A 15,325-nucleotide genomic window follows, 5' to 3' on the forward strand; every position below is an offset into this window, starting at 1 on the left:
CCGTCCCCCAAGGGTTTAAATAAAATTATACTTTAAAGAATCCTTGCCATATTGCGAAATTTGGAAATTGATTTTTTAAGTCTATTTCGTTTTCAAAAATTCCATATACAGTTGAGCCTGAGCCCGTCATAGAAGCATAAACAGCACCAGCTACATAAAGTGATTCTTTTACTTCGGCAATGGTTGGATACTTTAATAACAGTTTTTCTTCGAAATCGTTTTTAACAATTGTTTTCCAATTAGATATTGGCTCCGAAAGAGCCGTTTTTAATGATATTTCAGGTTTTTGTGGCGATACCCCCGAATAAGCTTCAGCAGTAGAAATATGAATATCTGGATTGACTAACACTATAAATTTCCCTTTCAGATTAAGCGAAAAATCTTCAAATTCATCGCCTTTATTATAGCAAAAAACAGGTTTATTTTCGATGAAAAAAGCACAGTCCGAACCTAATTTTCGGGCAAAATCTTTTAGTTGGTCGTTGCTCAAATTTAGTTGATAAACCTCATTGAGCATGCGAAGTGTAAAAGCTCCATCGGCAGAACCACCACCCAAGCCTGCACCCATTGGTATTACTTTGTGCAAATGAATAGTCGGTGGCGTAGAGATTTGGTCTTGCAATAAATGCCATGCCTTCAAACAAAGATTTGAACTTTCATTGCCCGGAATATTCAAGCCCGTACTTTGGAAGATTGCTTCATTGGCAGTTTGGTCTTGATTTGGTAAGATTTCGAGGGCATCGCACCATTCGACTGGGTAAAAAACAGATTCGATATTATGGAAGCCATCAGAGCGTTTTTCTACGATATTGAGGCCAATGTTTATTTTAGCGTTTGGAAATGTAAGCATCTATATAAAATTTCGATTTCAAAATTACTCAACCACCGAGTAAATCAATAACAAAACGATTGTTAGTTTTTATTAAAACACTTAAATCTTAAATAAGTTAATTTTAAACAGACTCAAAAATATGAAATAATCAGAATTGTAGTCTGAATAGTGGTTTTAGTAGGACTTTTGAGCAGTTTTGATAAGGAAGAATAGAAACTGATTGTAGATAAATAGTAAAAGTCTGATGATTCACTAAATGAAACTATGAAAAATAAATAAGCAGGGGCTTTATACCCCTGCTTGTATAATAATCTTAGAAATTATCGCTCCATTGATAAGCTTCAATCAATTTTGCTTCTCCTTCTTTGCCTTTAGCAAAATTACCATGTTCCATTCCCATGATGAACTCTTGATTATTGGCTTTCGATTTTTCGTAAATATGCTTAAATAAGCTCTTGTAATTTATTTCGCCAGTAGTTGGCTCCTTGCGGCCTGGCTCATCGCCAATCTGAAAATAGGCAATTTCTTCCCAGCACCAATTCATGTGTTGAGTCATGCGGCCTTCATTTCTTTGCATGTGCCACATATCAAATAAAATCTTACATGAAGGGCTATTCACCGCCTTACAAATCATGTAGGTTTGGTCAGAATAGCGTAAGAATAAATCGGCATTATCGCTTAATGGTTCAAGTACCATCGTGAGGTTATGAGGCTCGAAAATATCACAAGCTCGGCGTAAGGCATCAATGACATTGGCTGTCTGAACACCTAATGGTAGATTTCGCTCAAAATAGCCAGGTACAACCGTCATGTATTTAGCATTACAACGTTTAGCTGTTTCTACCGAGGCACGGCAAGTTTTTAAGAAGTTTTCGAGGAAATCTTTTTTACCAGTGGTGAGTGAAACTTTCCAATTATCGCCACCATCTACCACAAAAACCCCCATTTTCATGCCTAATTTGGCCATTGTTTCACCAATTTTTGTTTGTATTTCTACTGGGCGGCCTAACATTCCGTTATCTTCCAGAGCCATGAAGCCATTGTCAGCCATGAATTTAAGTTGGTCGAAAAGGTCTTTGCCAGCTGAATTTTCAAACATTCCGAAATGCGGAGCATAGAGAAGTTTGAATTTATTAGGAGCGATGATGTTTGGTTGTTCGATTTGACTCGGCGTAGAAGCTAAAGCTGCGGTTGAAGTGCCAAGGGTACTAGCTCCGGCAGCCAAGACACTCTTTGATAAAAAGTTTCTGCGATTCATTTTTTGTTATAGATTGAAGGTTGAATACCAAAATAATGGTTTGGTAGTTTTGAATTTTTTGTTGGAATAAATGGTCTTCAAATATATTATAAAAAAAGCGATTGGACTAACCCAATCGCTTTTTGTTTTTTCAATATAAGAAATCAAGATTTTCTGTTTTGATATCTTCTGGTTCGAGTTCTAAAAACTCTTCCCAGAAGGCATTTTCGGGCAATGCCGCTTTGCAAATGATTGGCTCCTTTTTCACTGGATGAATAAAATACAACCTGCGAGCATGAAGATTGATGTTGCCTTCAATATTTGGGCGTGGGTATCCATACTTCACATCACCTCTAATTGGGCAACCCATTTTGGCCAATTGCACACGAATTTGGTGTGGGCGACCAGTAATCGGGTTTATCTCGAGTAAATGATAATGGTTCAATTCGCCTAAATAACGATACGTCAACTCTGCTTTTTGTGAGTTAGGCACTTCTTCGTCGTAGGCTTTTACGGTATTCTTAGTTTCATCTTTTACGAGCCAGTTGGTCAATTTTGCCGATTTTTTCTCGGGTTTTTTACCCACAACTGCCCAATAAGTTTTCTGAACATCACGTTTTCTAAATATCTCGTTCATGCGTTCGAGTGCTTTTGATGTACGTGCAAAAACCACCAAGCCACTCACGGGGCGGTCGAGGCGGTGTACGGTTCCAAGAAAAACATCTCCTGGTTTATTGTATTTTTCTTTAATATACTCTTTTACGTAGTCAGAAAGCGTTTTATCGCCAGTGCTATCGCCCTGAACTAAAATTCCTTGGGCTTTATTGACGATAATGATATGATTATCTTCGTAAACTACTTGAAATGGTTGCTTTGCCATAATTTATTTACATAATTACTCTTTTACGACATCTCCCTGCCCTCTTCAAAGGGGGATTTTTCTGTTCGCGTGTAACAGTTATTCTACCTCTGTAGGGGGCAGGTTCGGACCGCCGATGCGGGATGTAAAACTATAAATTTAAACAAACTCCAAAGCCAGACGTCTGGTTTCTTTGTCGGTTTCGATATAATCTTCGAGCGTTGGTGTACGCACGAAACTCACTTTTTTCATACAATCTTCAATCAAATCTGACATTTCTAAGAATCCGATTTCATCACGCAAGAAAGCCGCAACGGCTATTTCATTAGCTGCATTGACAATACACGCCATATTTCCGCCAGTACGTAGGGCATCAAATGCAAAACCTAAATTTCTGAATGTCTCATAATCTGGTTTTTCAAATGTCAATGATGGATACTGAGCAAAATCCATACGTGGGAAAGTTGATTTTAAACGATTCGGATAGCCAATCGCAAACTGAATCGGCACTCGCATATCTGGTAAACCCATTTGGGCTTTCATACTTCCATCTTCAAACTGCACCATTGAGTGAATAATACTTTGTGGGTGTACAACCACTTCAATTTGCTCTGGTGTGAGTCCGAATAACCACTTTGCTTCAATTACCTCTAAACCCTTATTCATCAAAGAAGCAGAATCTATGGTAATTTTTGCTCCCATGCTCCAATTAGGGTGCTTGAGGGCTTGGGCTTTGGTAACTGTTTTCAAAAACTCACGGTCTTTTCCTCTAAATGGCCCACCCGAAGCCGTTAGTATTATTTTTTCAATAGGATTATGAAACTCACCTACCAAGCACTGAAAAATAGCCGAATGTTCAGAATCAACAGGTAATATATCAACTCTATGCTTTTGAGCTAATTCCGTCACTAATTCGCCAGCTACTACGAGCGTTTCTTTGTTGGCCAAGGCAATATGTTTACCTGCTTCGATAGCCGCAACCGTCGGAATGAGTCCAGCATAACCCACGAGTGCTGTGAGCACCATATTCACCGATTCCATGGTTACAACCGATGCCAAAGATTTATCTCCAGAATAAACTTTTATATCAAGTGGGTCGAGAGCGGCAAAGACTTTGTCATAAAGGTTTTCGTTAGAAATCACCACTACGTTTGGCTTAAACTTAGCTGCTTGTTCAATCAACAAATCGGCGTTGTTTTGGGCGGTCAGTACTTCTACTTCAAAAATATTTGGATTGGCTTCAACAACTTCTAAGGCTTGTGTTCCGATAGAACCAGTTGAGCCAAGAATAGCAAGATGACGTTTCTGCATGAAATAAACTATTGAAATTTTTTACAAAGTTCGGAAAATTTAATGATAAAGTTTTTATTTTAACGTTTGTATTAGACTTGAAATACGAAATAAGCATTTTGGTTTTCGAGTTTATCTGTCTAATGAGTTAGTTATTAGCGATTTATAGATATATTCAAGAGTTGAGTTTAAATACTTTTTAAATTTATTCCCCACAGGGGTTAAGGGCATCTATGCAAACGGCTGAAGACCAATTCCAATTTTTTGAGGGCGTTTTTTTTGAAAGCTTCGGACGTGACCTACAAGTAAACGAGTATCGCCTAATACAGGGTGGAAGTATCAATGTGACCGTGCAAGTACTTACCAACGAAGGCAAATATTTTATTAAATATAATACTCGGAACTACGAAGGAATGTTTGAAACAGAAGCAAAAGGCCTTGACCTATTGCGTGAAACTAACGTGATTCGTGTGCCCGAGGTGATTCATTGGGGGCGTCGTGATGGACAAGATTATTTGGTTCTCGAAAATATCGAATATTCTAAACCTAATTTCGATTATTGGGAGTCTTTGGGTCAAAAATTAGCTAGTCTGCATCGAAATACAGCCGATTCTTTTGGCCTCTCGTTCGATAATTATATTGGTTCACTTCGTCAAAGTAATGAGCAGAAATCTGATTGGCTGAGCTTTTTTATTGAAAAACGTTTGAATGTTCAAGCAGGTTTAGCCTATTATAATGAGTTGATTTCTAAATCTTTATACGATAAATTTCAGCAATTTTATAAGGTTTTGCCCGAACTTATTCCAAACGAACCAGCTTCTCTCTTACATGGAGATTTGTGGTCGGGAAATGTGATTACTGATGAAAAAGGTGAGCCCTCACTCATCGACCCATCGGTTTATTACGGAAGCCGAGAAATGGAAATAGCTTTCACAAACTTATTTGGCGGTTTTGATAAGCGTTTCTATGACTCGTATCAGGAAGCCTATCCTCTCCAACCAAGATTCGATGAACGAGTGCCTATTTATAATATTTATCCCTTGCTTGTGCATACCAATATTTTTGGAACGAGCTATTTACCCCCAATCATCAGAACTCTCAATAGATATCTATAAGGTTTTAGCCTTGATACATCAAATTGCAGCCTCTGATATCAGAGTTATCAAAGCGACCAATGATGCTAAATGATTGATTTTCAGTATCGTATGCTCCTAAATCTTGGGTTTCTATGAAGCAACAAGAATCAATATTAGCTAAATCAATTACGTTGATTCCGCCACGAATCAAGGTTTTCTCATTCTTTTGGGAATAGTTTACCGTTGAGATAATCTTGAATGGGTCGTTTATTTCACGAAGTAGCACTCTCATAGTATTGGGTAATTCAAAAACCCCATCGCCTTTCGAATATCCTTGCGAAAGTAGTTCTGTCATGCCATATTCAGAGTGAATTTTTTCGATTCCAAACGCCGAGGTTAAGATTTCGTGTACTTCTTCCCGCAATAATTCCTTCCTTCTACCTTTCATTCCCCCAGTTTCCATGACAATTAAGCGTTTTTTTAGGTCTTTCATGCAAGATAAATCTTCTCCAGATTCAGCTAAATCAAGCAAGGCAAATGTGACGCCAATCAACAAAACTTTTCTTTTAGATTGTTGTTTAGATAACAGTCGAAGTTGCTGAAGCAATTCTTGGGTATTTTTCAAATAAAAACCAGATTCTCTTGAGTAGGTTCTATAAATAAAACTCTGTACCATATACACCAACGAAGAATTATTTCGTTCAAGGTAAGAAGGCAGTAAAGCTAAAATGTGAAACTCATTCAAAGGGCCATAAAACTGCTCAAAAATTCGTTGACTGATGTATTCATAAAAAGGTAAATCGCTCACTAAATGTTTACTGGTGGTATCGCCAGTGGTGCCGCTACTTTCAAAAATTATTTGGGTAGGAGCTCCCTCAGAAACAATTTTATGGTGCTTGAAAAACTGAATCGGTAAAAAAGGAATTTTTTCGATTCGACTCACTTGCTGAGGATTTACTCGGAGATACGCTAAATATTCTTTGTAGGTATAATTAGTGGCAGCTTGAAAACGAAATATTTCTAAAGCCAATTCTTCGAAATCGTGTGGTCGTACGGAAGAGTCGTTCAACTGTAAAACCGCCGATTTTAGTTCGTCACGAATGCCCATTGAAAATTTTATGATTTTTACTAAATTAGCCGAAATATAGAAAATTATTGATATTGCAAAGTGTAGCACGTCAGACGACACCGTTTTCTCAAGGTTTTCTATTCAATTAAAATGTGCCACACTTGTTTTGCATAACAGACTAATTAAAATTACATTTTTAGAATGAAAAAGGTTTCAGTTTTTGGAATATTAACAATAATTGTCGCATTGGTAGGTTGTTATAAAGAAACCACTTTTGATAATACGCCAGCCATTAGCTTTAAGTCAATTAAAAAGGAGGTTAGAATCGACCAATTTGCTGGTACGAAAAAGGATTCTGTTATTCTGACGATTAAGTTTCAAGATGGAGATGGTGATTTAGGTTTGAATGAAAAAGAAAGAACTACTGCCGAAACAACTAGTAATTATAATTATCTCATTAGGCTATTTCGCAAGAAAAAAGGTGTTTTTACCGAATTTATTCCAGCGGTACCCTATTCGGGTTATTTTCCTCGCTTAAAAGCTGATGGCAAAACTGGTCCGATAGAAGGGACACTTGATTATTCAATGGAGTTTCCTCACCCATTTACGCCTCCTAAAGATTCACTAAAATTTCAAGTAATCATTAAAGATAGAGCAGGGAATGTGAGTAATACCGCAGAGTCAGATGTGATTGTATTGAATGAATTTTAAAGAGATTGGGGTAGTATAGGAAGATATTTATTCCTAACTACCCCAAAAATTTATAAAAGTGTTGCACCTGTTCCGTTTACTTTCGGGAAAACAGGTTTGCCTTTGTCAAGATATACTCCCGTTGCAGGGTCATTGGCAATTAAAATCGAACCATCCATATCTACATAATCAAGTAAAGGTGCTAGCTGCCCGATTGCTGAAATACCCACACTTGTTTCCGTCATACAGCCACACATAACTTTCAATCCCAAGCTTTTTGCTTCTGAAATCATGCGTAATGCGGGTGTAATTCCACCACACTTGGCCAATTTTACGTTTACACCATGAAATTTACCTACGCATTTTTTTACGTCTTCTTCCACAATGCAGCTTTCATCGGCAATGAGTGGTAAAACCGAACCTTTCATTACTTCTTCCATCTCTACGTAAGCATCTTTGTGCATTGGTTGTTCTATAAATTCTACACCCAACTCTGCAAAAGCTTTCGAGTTTTCAATGGTTTCTTCAATACCCCAGGCACAGTTAGCATCAACTCTAAAAAGAGCATCGGTGTGTTTTCTTAGTTCACGAACTATTTCAACATCATGATTAGTACCCAACTTGATTTTATAAATCGGGAAATCAAACTCTTTCATTTTCTCAACCATTTTTTCAATGGTATCAATTCCGATGGTATAATTAGAATTCGGGGCTTTTGTAGGGTCAAGGCCCCAAATTTCGTATAAGGGTTTACCTTGTTTTTTGCCCCATAAATCCCAAGCTGCCATATCTAATGCACAATGTGCAAAAGGGTCATTTTTTAGATGAGGGTACATAAATGCCCAAAAATCCTCTGGATTTTGAAGGTCGTAGTTTTCGATAATTTCTTGATATTCAGAGAGTTTGTCTCTCATTCCTTCGGCCGTAACTCCATAATAAGGTATTGGAGTTGCTTCACCATAACCACTGAGTTCACCGTCTTGAAGTTCAACGATAAAGGCATCAATATCATCACGTGAGCCGTGAGCAATGGTAAAAGTATGCCGCATTTGCAGCGTGAGAATATGGAATTTTAGTTTCATTTTGATGAAGGTCGTTTGTTTATACCGTGTAATAAAGTTTCTCCTCCTTTCAAAGGAGGGGTGTCAAAGTCCTGATGGAATCGGACTTTGACGGGGTGGTTGTTTAAGTTTTAAAATGCCTTTTAATCTCATTCAAAACCCATTCTATATTTTCAAAAACTTCTTTATTTTCAAATCTTAATACTTTAATGTTGAGTGATTTTAAAAACTCATCACGTTTTTCATCGTGCACGAGTCCGTAGCCTTCAAAGTGTTCTTGTCCATCTAATTCTATGTTTATTTTTTCTGATGGGCAAAAAAAGTCAAGAATGTAAAATTCAATACTGTGTTGTCTTCTAAACTTTCGTCCTTCTAATTGACTATTCTTTTAGTAACTCCATAAAGTTGCCTCAGCCGATGTGGAGTGGTTTCGTAAATGTTTTCTTTGTGGTTTTAAGGACTTTAGATTATTGAGTTGCATAGTTTTTTTCTAAAAAATTACTCCAATGTTCAACCACCCCGTCAAAATTCGACTTCGTCAAAATTTTGCCACCCCTCCTTGAAAAAAGGAGGGGAAATTTTGTTCTCGTATTTTTTACCTTTCAATTTATCTCTCATTATCCTCAAAGATAAAATATCACATATTCACCAACTCATTTCCACGTAGTACAGGCACAACATCATACAAATCACGTTGTAAGCAATAGCTAATATCTTTGTTGATACCTAAGCGTTGCAAACGGCGAATATGCGATGAATTTGCCAAGTATCCAAGCATATCGTCTTTGGCTTGTTGATAGAGTCTCATAGACATAATAGCACTATCTTCGGCCACAAAAAACTCATCTTGTACGGCATCTACTACTGCTCCTGCAAAGAGTGTATCCTCTAAATTGGTTCGCCCTTTCCAGCCTGCACAAAGCACCAATACATCGTAAGGCTGTGTTTTTAGGTATTCTACGATTGCATTGAGATTTAGAAAAGCTCCAACTAAAACCTTTACAGCAGATGTTTTAGCTTTTGAAATCGAATAGGTGCCATTGGTGGTTGTCATGGCAATTTTTTCACCGATTAGCTTTTCATCCATGTAGCTAAAAGGAGAATTATCAAGTTCGAATCCCTCCACTTTTTGGGCGTTTCGTTCCGCCGCGGCAATAAAACCTTTGGCCTGTAATTCTTGACATTCTTCTACGGTTTCAACTGGAATAATGGCTTTTACACCATAAGCAAAGCCTGTAACCATACAAGAAGTTGCACGAAAAATATCAGCAACAATAACAATCGTATTATCAATTTTATGTAGGTGAAGTAAATCGGGAGTTAAACAAACATCAATATTTTTCATCGTAATGCAATATAAAACGGTGTCGTTTCGAATTATGAGATTTTTTGGCAAAGATGCCAAAAAAAGTGTTTAAAATTGACAAGTTTTGCAAAGTTGTCAATTTTTTGTTCAAAACTTCTTCAATTAAGTTCCAAATTCTAAAAAAAATCCTACATTTTTAATCTTTTTTTAAGCAAAATATCGGAATTGTGAAAATCGTATCGTAATTTTGCAGCCGAAAATTAAGAGTACAGCACACGTTTCTTAAAAAATTACATTCAAAACTCATCATAAAGAATTATATGGCATCAGTTAGACCAGACGAAGTTTCGGCTATCCTGCGTGAGCAATTGGCAGGTGCAAGAACCGAAGCCGAACTCGAAGAAGTTGGTACAGTGCTACAAATCGGTGACGGTGTAGCACGTATATACGGTTTATCAAAAGTTCAAGCCGGTGAATTGCTGGCATTTGAAAATGGCTTAAAAGCCTTAGCACTTAACCTCGAAGAAGACAACGTAGGAGCGGTATTGTTAGGTGACTCGGCAGGTATCAAAGAAGGTGCAACAGTAAAACGTACAGGTGAAATCGCCTCTGTAAAAGTAGGTGATGGCATCGTAGGCCGTGTTGTAAATACTTTGGCTGAGCCTATCGATGGCAATGGCCCTATTCAAGGAGAAACTTTTGAAATGCCTTTGGAGCGTAAAGCACCAGGCGTTATTTATCGTCAGCCAGTAACTGAGCCTTTACAAACAGGTATCAAAGCTATTGACGCGATGATTCCGATTGGCCGTGGCCAACGTGAGTTGGTTATCGGTGACCGTCAAACTGGTAAGACTGCCGTTTGTATTGACACCATCATTAACCAAAAAGAATTCTACGACAAAGGCGAACCTGTATATTGTATCTACGTAGCTTGTGGTCAAAAAGCTTCTACAATTAAGGCTGTTGAGCAGACATTACGTAAATATGGTGCTATGGATTACACAGTAATCGTAGCAGCGGGTGCTTCTGACCCATCTCCGATGCAGTTCTTTGCTCCGTTTACGGGTGCTGCTATCGGTGAATACTTCCGTGATACAGGCCGTCCAGCATTGGTTATCTACGATGACCTTTCTAAGCAAGCCGTAGCTTACCGTGAAGTATCATTATTGCTTCGTCGTCCACCAGGCCGTGAAGCTTATCCAGGTGACGTATTCTACTTACATAGCCGTTTATTGGAGCGTGCTGCAAAAGTTATCGCTGATGATGCTATTGCAAGTGAAATGAACGATTTACCGCCATCATTGAAATCTAAAGTGAAAGGTGGTGGTTCATTAACAGCCCTTCCAATCATCGAAACACAAGCAGGTGACGTATCTGCTTATATCCCTACAAACGTAATCTCGATTACTGACGGACAAATCTTCTTGGAGTCTAACTTGTTCAATGCAGGTATTCGTCCAGCGATTAACGTAGGTATCTCGGTATCACGCGTAGGTGGTAATGCTCAGATTAAATCAATGAAGAAAGTAGCTGGTACATTGAAACTTGACCAAGCACAGTTCCGTGAATTGGAAGCTTTTGCGAAGTTTGGTTCAGACCTAGATGCTGCTACTCGTTTGACTATCGAGCGTGGACGTCGTAACCAAGAAATCTTAAAGCAAGCTCAATTCTCGCCAGTATCAGTAGGAGAGCAAGTTGCTATTATCTATGCTTCAATCAACGGTGTATTAGACAAAGTACCTGTTGCAAGAGTAAAAGAATTCGAAAACGAATTCGCTTTATTATTGAAGAGCCAAAACCCAGAGGTTATTACAAACCTTGCGGCTGGTAAGTTAGATGATGCTACTACTGACACTATCAAGAAAGTAGGTAAAGAATTAGCAGAGAAATACGCTTAATACAATTAAGAATTGAGAATTAAGAATTAGGAATGTTTTTTAGCATAATTAATTCTTAATTCTACATTCTACATTCTTAATTTAATAAAAAGATGCCTTCATTAAAAGAAGTTAGAAATAGAATTACCTCGGTAAACTCTACAACACAGATTACCAAGGCAATGAAAATGGTATCAGCGGCGAAGCTTCGTCGTGCACAAGATGCCATTACTCAGATGCGTCCGTATGCAACGAAACTCAATGAGTTGATTTCTGCGGTATCGGCTAATACTGAGGTAGGAACAGCGAGTCCATATACTCAAGTTCGCTCTGTTGAGAAGGTTTTAGTAATCGTTGTTACTTCTGATAGAGGACTTTGCGGTGCATTTAATGCAAACGTTGTAAAGGCCACTATGGCTCATATTAACGAAAACTACCCTGCTCAATTAGCTAAAGGTAATGTTGAAATCATGGCTTTGGGTAAAAAAGGTGGTGAAACATTACAAAAGCGTGGCTTCAAGACAAATACCGAGTTTATGGATATTTTCCAACGCTTGAGTTTTGCTACTGCTCGCCAAGCTGCAGAGCAAGCAATGGCAGCTTTTGCAAATGGAAAATATGATGTAGTTGAAATTGTGTTCAACGAATTCAAAAACGTAGCTACGCAGATTATTCGTGTAGAGCAAATGCTTCCTTTAGTTGAGAAAAAAGATGATAACGCTAAAGCTGCTAATACAGATTATATTTTCGAACCATCGGAAGAAGAAATTGTATTAGAATTAATGCCAAAGGCTATCAAAATGCAGTTATTCAAAGCCGTTTTAGAATCAAATGCTTCTGAACACGGTGCTCGTATGACTGCTATGGATAAAGCAACTGATAACGCCAACGAGTTATTACGTAATTTGAAAATCGAATATAACCGTAGTCGCCAAGCTGCCATTACAAAAGAAATTTTGGAAATTGTGGGTGGTGCAGAAGCTTTGAAAGGAAACTAATTATTAGTTCTTATATATCAGAAACGGCGATACATCGAAAGATATATCGCCGTTTTTCTTTTCCTACAGCACAATTCGGAGAATTGTGTTACATTTCTTGAACACTCATCACACCTAAGTTCTCAAATAATTTAGTCCAATAATAAGTAATTGTTGGGTTATTTTCTTTGATAGAACTGGTTGCTTCAAAAGGTAAAATCATCGAAATATCTGGACCATTCAAGGCTAAGTCTTTGTATTTATCGGCATCAGCTTTAGCCCAGCTTTCTGCTTCTGAATTATCTTTTGGTGGTTTAATCTGAAAATCACGCCCACTTTTCACACTTTCAACCATATCACTTAGGTAATATACCTTCACAATCGCTCCCGACTCTGATGCTTTCGCAATGACTGGTAGACTTGCTAAAATATTGGTTTCGCGGTTCGATTCGCTTGTATTTTCAGCATTGAGGCGTGCTAATGCTTGTTTAGAGACAAAAGAACGTTCTTTTCGAATGGAGAGGTCATAGTTAGTTTTGATAGCCTCTAAATCGGTTGCATTGACTCCCTCTGTATCTTCCATTTCGGTTCGACAAGTAAGCGATAAACAACGTCCTTTAGCGGTATTTTCGTGGATATAATAAATTTCAAATTTATCACCCGATTTCCTCACATTTTCCTCAATGATGCTATTGAGGGCTTGCTGATATTTTTGTGCTACAAAAGGCTTCGATACATCAACACTGGCAGTTTTATCAATAAATACCAATGTATGAATAGCCGGACTGTTGGCAGTATTTTCGGTTTTTTGAGTTTTCTTTTCGCCGCAAGAAGCTAAAAAGACGATAATTAAAGCAATTAGGAAAAAATTAGCTGGCTTTTTCATTGAGGGAAATCATTTAAGTATTTGTAAGTCAGCCTTTTTGGGGCAACTTTTTACAAAAATAAAAAAATCAATATTTCAACTTCAATAGTTTTCTATAAATGGTATCAGCAGGCATATTTTTCTTCCAATAATCATTGCGAATGGTCGCTTTCAAAACTCCTCTGGTAGTTAGCCGCTTTTTGTTTTCTTCATAAGATTCTTCCCAGCCGATAATTTGATGCGGAAAGTTTTTTTCGAAAATAATTCTGAGGTCACGTTTACTCTCTGGATAATGAATATTGTAGTCCATCAGTTCTGTACCTTTAAACGTTGAATCTCCTTTATAAGCTTCAAGTTTAATCTTGCTCATTTCGGGCAATACACGCTTGTGGCGAAGGCGTAAAGAAGTCATACTCGGAATCATCATTACATTGCCAATGGGTAGTTGCTCGGTTTGAGAAAGTCTAATTTTACTCCATAATTCATCTTCAAGCAATGCATAATCAACATGAAAATCATCCGAAACTTCTTCTTCAAAATAAGATTTTCCTAGAACTTGATAGCCATTTTGATGATAGTTTAATTGGGTAAATGTTTGTCCACACCATTCTTGATTCGTGTTTGTCACTTTTAAAGTAGCAGGGTAGGTGTTGGTTTGTACAGGTGTAAAGATTGATGAATACATGGAGTAATCATAGATACCTGTAATGAACTTTTTTAGAAAATTTAGCTTCAAAACTGGGGTTGCTTTTTCACGAGCATCTGATTCGAGCTTTACTTGTTTATCTAGTCTAAAATCTTCAGTTACAAAAACCATTACAGCTTCGCCCACATGTTTTTTTCCGTAGCGAGCCTGTTGTAAATCGTAGCTACTTATTTCGGCTTGATTATTAAACCAGTATTTTCTGAACTCTTGAGTATCAGAGAGCTGAAGATTTTTCTGTTCGTTTTTGTTTTGGCATGAAGTGAGTGTAAATAATAGGCAAATAGCAGTGATGAGGTATTTCATTTTTTGGTTTTTGATTCAAATAATCATTCAAAATTAGTGAAATTGTGTGGAAATTTTATAGTGTTATAGTGTTAATGATTCGTTATGGCTTCATTTAGATATATAGGTAAAAGTTTTGTTCGTTTCTTGTTTATTTTTTCCCTTTCCAACTAATCAAAAATACGCCGATAAGTACAAAAACAGTTCCTATAATTTGTTCAAGCCAAATCGTTTCGCCTAAAAACGTTGTGGCTAGCACAATCGTAAAAATGGGTCCGATGCTAGCAATGATGGAAGCGTTTCCTGAGCCAACTCTTTTGATTCCTTCCGATAACATAAAAGTTGGTAAAACCGTTGAGAAAACGGCCATTGACAACGAAATGGTATAAACAGGAATAGGAAAATTTAAAATATTTAATTGATTAACGGTATAGCAGTGAATAAGGGTAGGAACAAAAGCTGATAAAATAACCCAAGAGGTAAAACGAGTTGTACCAAGCTTAGCGATAAGCCCATCGCTACTGATTAAGTAAAACGCATAAGTAAAACCACTTAAAATTACCCAAAAAGCTCCTAGCCAAATATCTTTTTGTTGGTGAGCATCGAAGTTCTTTAAAAAAGCAATGAAGATACCGAAATAAGTAATACCCAAAGCCAACCATTGCAAAGGAGTAATCTTCTTTTTGAAAATGATAGCACTCAAGATTAAGACAAAAGTAGGATAGACAAAAAGCAAGATTCGCTCTAAACTAGCGGTAATATAATTCAGCCCTAAAAGGTTAAAGTAAGCCGAAATATAGTATCCAATAAACCCAACCCCAAATAACTTAAGCCAAGTGCTGGTAGATACTTTTGGGTGTGCCTCTTCTTTGAAGCGTTTTCTTAAGATAGTAAAAATATAGAAAGGAGCAGCAAATATAAATCGGAGGGAAAGTAGGGAGATGGTATCTACCCCATATTGGTAGGCCGATTTGATGAAAATACCTTTTAAAGCAAAACCAAACGCAGCTCCAAAAACCAATAAAGCTCCTAACCAATAATTTGAGCGTTTGGGCATAAAAAATAACGGAATCTCAACCAGAAAAAAGAATGAATATGATAGATTTGCTAATACAAAGTACGGTGAAAAAAAAGGATATTCTTTAAAATCAATAAATTTGCATAAATTCTGTTAGAAAAGTTAAATTTTTTATTGTTA

General features: G+C 37.3%; 14 protein-coding genes and 1 pseudogene. 4 read left to right on the forward strand and 11 right to left on the reverse strand.

Annotated elements, in window-relative coordinates:
- Positions 1 to 25: 25 nt before the first annotated feature.
- The 4 genes from ispE to A6M55_RS16405 all read right to left on the reverse strand — a co-directional run bounded on the left by ispE (position 26) and on the right by A6M55_RS16405 (position 4,239).
- Positions 26 to 850, reverse strand: a complete 825-nt coding sequence (ispE, locus tag A6M55_RS16390) for a 4-(cytidine 5'-diphospho)-2-C-methyl-D-erythritol kinase (RefSeq protein WP_064198566.1) — start codon at positions 848 to 850, stop codon at positions 26 to 28.
- Positions 851 to 1,145: 295 nt separating this feature from the next.
- On the reverse strand, positions 1,146 to 2,090 hold the full coding sequence (locus A6M55_RS16395) for a hydroxypyruvate isomerase family protein (protein ID WP_015028462.1): 945 nt from the start codon (positions 2,088 to 2,090) through the stop codon (positions 1,146 to 1,148).
- 130 nt (positions 2,091 to 2,220) lie between these two features.
- A complete protein-coding gene (locus tag A6M55_RS16400; RefSeq protein ID WP_015028461.1) occupies positions 2,221 to 2,949 on the reverse strand; it encodes an RluA family pseudouridine synthase in 729 nt (242 codons plus the stop codon).
- A 138-nt stretch (positions 2,950 to 3,087) separates the two neighbouring features.
- Complete coding sequence (locus A6M55_RS16405) at positions 3,088 to 4,239, reverse strand: 1-deoxy-D-xylulose-5-phosphate reductoisomerase (protein WP_064198567.1); 1,152 nt, start codon at positions 4,237 to 4,239, stop codon at positions 3,088 to 3,090.
- Positions 4,240 to 4,451: 212 nt separating this feature from the next.
- Here A6M55_RS16405 and A6M55_RS16410 point away from each other — a divergent pair, with 212 nt between their 5' ends.
- Entirely contained in the window at positions 4,452 to 5,333 is an 882-nt protein-coding gene (locus tag A6M55_RS16410) for a fructosamine kinase family protein (protein ID WP_015028459.1), read from the forward strand.
- Positions 5,334 to 5,337: 4 nt separating this feature from the next.
- Here A6M55_RS16410 and A6M55_RS16415 read toward each other — a convergent pair whose 3' ends face one another.
- Positions 5,338 to 6,402, reverse strand: coding sequence for a hypothetical protein (locus tag A6M55_RS16415; RefSeq protein WP_064198568.1), 1,065 nt, complete (start codon positions 6,400 to 6,402; stop codon positions 5,338 to 5,340).
- Between the two features lie 162 nt (positions 6,403 to 6,564).
- Between A6M55_RS16415 and A6M55_RS16420 the strand changes: the two genes are divergently transcribed.
- Positions 6,565 to 7,074, forward strand: coding sequence for a hypothetical protein (locus tag A6M55_RS16420; protein WP_015028457.1), 510 nt, complete (start codon positions 6,565 to 6,567; stop codon positions 7,072 to 7,074).
- 50 nt (positions 7,075 to 7,124) lie between these two features.
- Here A6M55_RS16420 and A6M55_RS16425 read toward each other — a convergent pair whose 3' ends face one another.
- The 3 genes and pseudogenes from A6M55_RS16425 to A6M55_RS16435 form a co-directional block, all read right to left on the reverse strand.
- Complete coding sequence (locus A6M55_RS16425; RefSeq protein ID WP_064198569.1) at positions 7,125 to 8,135, reverse strand: dipeptide epimerase; 1,011 nt, start codon at positions 8,133 to 8,135, stop codon at positions 7,125 to 7,127.
- Between the two features lie 103 nt (positions 8,136 to 8,238).
- A pseudogene (locus A6M55_RS17610) lies at positions 8,239 to 8,487 on the reverse strand (endonuclease domain-containing protein); the annotation flags it as partial.
- A gap of 264 nt (positions 8,488 to 8,751) precedes the next feature.
- Positions 8,752 to 9,459, reverse strand: coding sequence for a 2-phosphosulfolactate phosphatase (locus tag A6M55_RS16435; RefSeq protein WP_041693435.1), 708 nt, complete (start codon positions 9,457 to 9,459; stop codon positions 8,752 to 8,754).
- 281 nt (positions 9,460 to 9,740) lie between these two features.
- Between A6M55_RS16435 and atpA the strand changes: the two genes are divergently transcribed.
- Both atpA and atpG read left to right on the forward strand, forming a co-directional pair.
- Positions 9,741 to 11,318: a F0F1 ATP synthase subunit alpha gene (gene atpA / locus A6M55_RS16440; RefSeq protein ID WP_015028454.1), complete on the forward strand. Its 1,578-nt coding sequence runs from the start codon at positions 9,741 to 9,743 to the stop codon at positions 11,316 to 11,318.
- Between the two features lie 92 nt (positions 11,319 to 11,410).
- On the forward strand, positions 11,411 to 12,295 hold the full coding sequence (gene atpG, locus A6M55_RS16445) for an ATP synthase F1 subunit gamma (RefSeq protein ID WP_064198570.1): 885 nt from the start codon (positions 11,411 to 11,413) through the stop codon (positions 12,293 to 12,295).
- 88 nt (positions 12,296 to 12,383) lie between these two features.
- Here the strand turns inward: atpG and A6M55_RS16450 are convergent, their stop codons facing one another.
- From A6M55_RS16450 to A6M55_RS16460, 3 genes are all read right to left on the reverse strand, one after another.
- Positions 12,384 to 13,160: a hypothetical protein gene (locus tag A6M55_RS16450; RefSeq protein WP_015028452.1), complete on the reverse strand. Its 777-nt coding sequence runs from the start codon at positions 13,158 to 13,160 to the stop codon at positions 12,384 to 12,386.
- A 67-nt stretch (positions 13,161 to 13,227) separates the two neighbouring features.
- On the reverse strand, positions 13,228 to 14,148 hold the full coding sequence (locus A6M55_RS16455; RefSeq protein WP_015028451.1) for a hypothetical protein: 921 nt from the start codon (positions 14,146 to 14,148) through the stop codon (positions 13,228 to 13,230).
- A 130-nt stretch (positions 14,149 to 14,278) separates the two neighbouring features.
- Positions 14,279 to 15,184: a DMT family transporter gene (locus A6M55_RS16460; RefSeq protein WP_064198571.1), complete on the reverse strand. Its 906-nt coding sequence runs from the start codon at positions 15,182 to 15,184 to the stop codon at positions 14,279 to 14,281.
- Between the last annotated feature and the right edge of the window lie 141 nt (positions 15,185 to 15,325).

The sequence above is a fragment of the Emticicia sp. MM genome (genome assembly GCF_001649495.1).

What these genes read in the sequence shown, in the direction of transcription:
- ispE (WP_064198566.1), bottom strand. Translation starts at nt 850, where the DNA reads ATGCTTACATTTCCAAACGCTAAAATAAACATTGGCCTCAATATCGTA.
- A6M55_RS16395 (WP_015028462.1), bottom strand. Translation starts at nt 2,090, where the DNA reads ATGAATCGCAGAAACTTTTTATCAAAGAGTGTCTTGGCTGCCGGAGCT.
- A6M55_RS16400 (WP_015028461.1), bottom strand. Translation starts at nt 2,949, where the DNA reads ATGGCAAAGCAACCATTTCAAGTAGTTTACGAAGATAATCATATCATT.
- A6M55_RS16405 (WP_064198567.1), bottom strand. Translation starts at nt 4,239, where the DNA reads ATGCAGAAACGTCATCTTGCTATTCTTGGCTCAACTGGTTCTATCGGA.
- A6M55_RS16410 (WP_015028459.1), top strand. Translation starts at nt 4,452, where the DNA reads ATGCAAACGGCTGAAGACCAATTCCAATTTTTTGAGGGCGTTTTTTTT.
- A6M55_RS16415 (WP_064198568.1), bottom strand. Translation starts at nt 6,402, where the DNA reads ATGGGCATTCGTGACGAACTAAAATCGGCGGTTTTACAGTTGAACGAC.
- A6M55_RS16420 (WP_015028457.1), top strand. Translation starts at nt 6,565, where the DNA reads ATGAAAAAGGTTTCAGTTTTTGGAATATTAACAATAATTGTCGCATTG.
- A6M55_RS16425 (WP_064198569.1), bottom strand. Translation starts at nt 8,135, where the DNA reads ATGAAACTAAAATTCCATATTCTCACGCTGCAAATGCGGCATACTTTT.
- A6M55_RS16435 (WP_041693435.1), bottom strand. Translation starts at nt 9,459, where the DNA reads ATGAAAAATATTGATGTTTGTTTAACTCCCGATTTACTTCACCTACAT.
- atpA (WP_015028454.1), top strand. Translation starts at nt 9,741, where the DNA reads ATGGCATCAGTTAGACCAGACGAAGTTTCGGCTATCCTGCGTGAGCAA.
- atpG (WP_064198570.1), top strand. Translation starts at nt 11,411, where the DNA reads ATGCCTTCATTAAAAGAAGTTAGAAATAGAATTACCTCGGTAAACTCT.
- A6M55_RS16450 (WP_015028452.1), bottom strand. Translation starts at nt 13,160, where the DNA reads ATGAAAAAGCCAGCTAATTTTTTCCTAATTGCTTTAATTATCGTCTTT.
- A6M55_RS16455 (WP_015028451.1), bottom strand. Translation starts at nt 14,148, where the DNA reads ATGAAATACCTCATCACTGCTATTTGCCTATTATTTACACTCACTTCA.
- A6M55_RS16460 (WP_064198571.1), bottom strand. Translation starts at nt 15,184, where the DNA reads ATGCCCAAACGCTCAAATTATTGGTTAGGAGCTTTATTGGTTTTTGGA.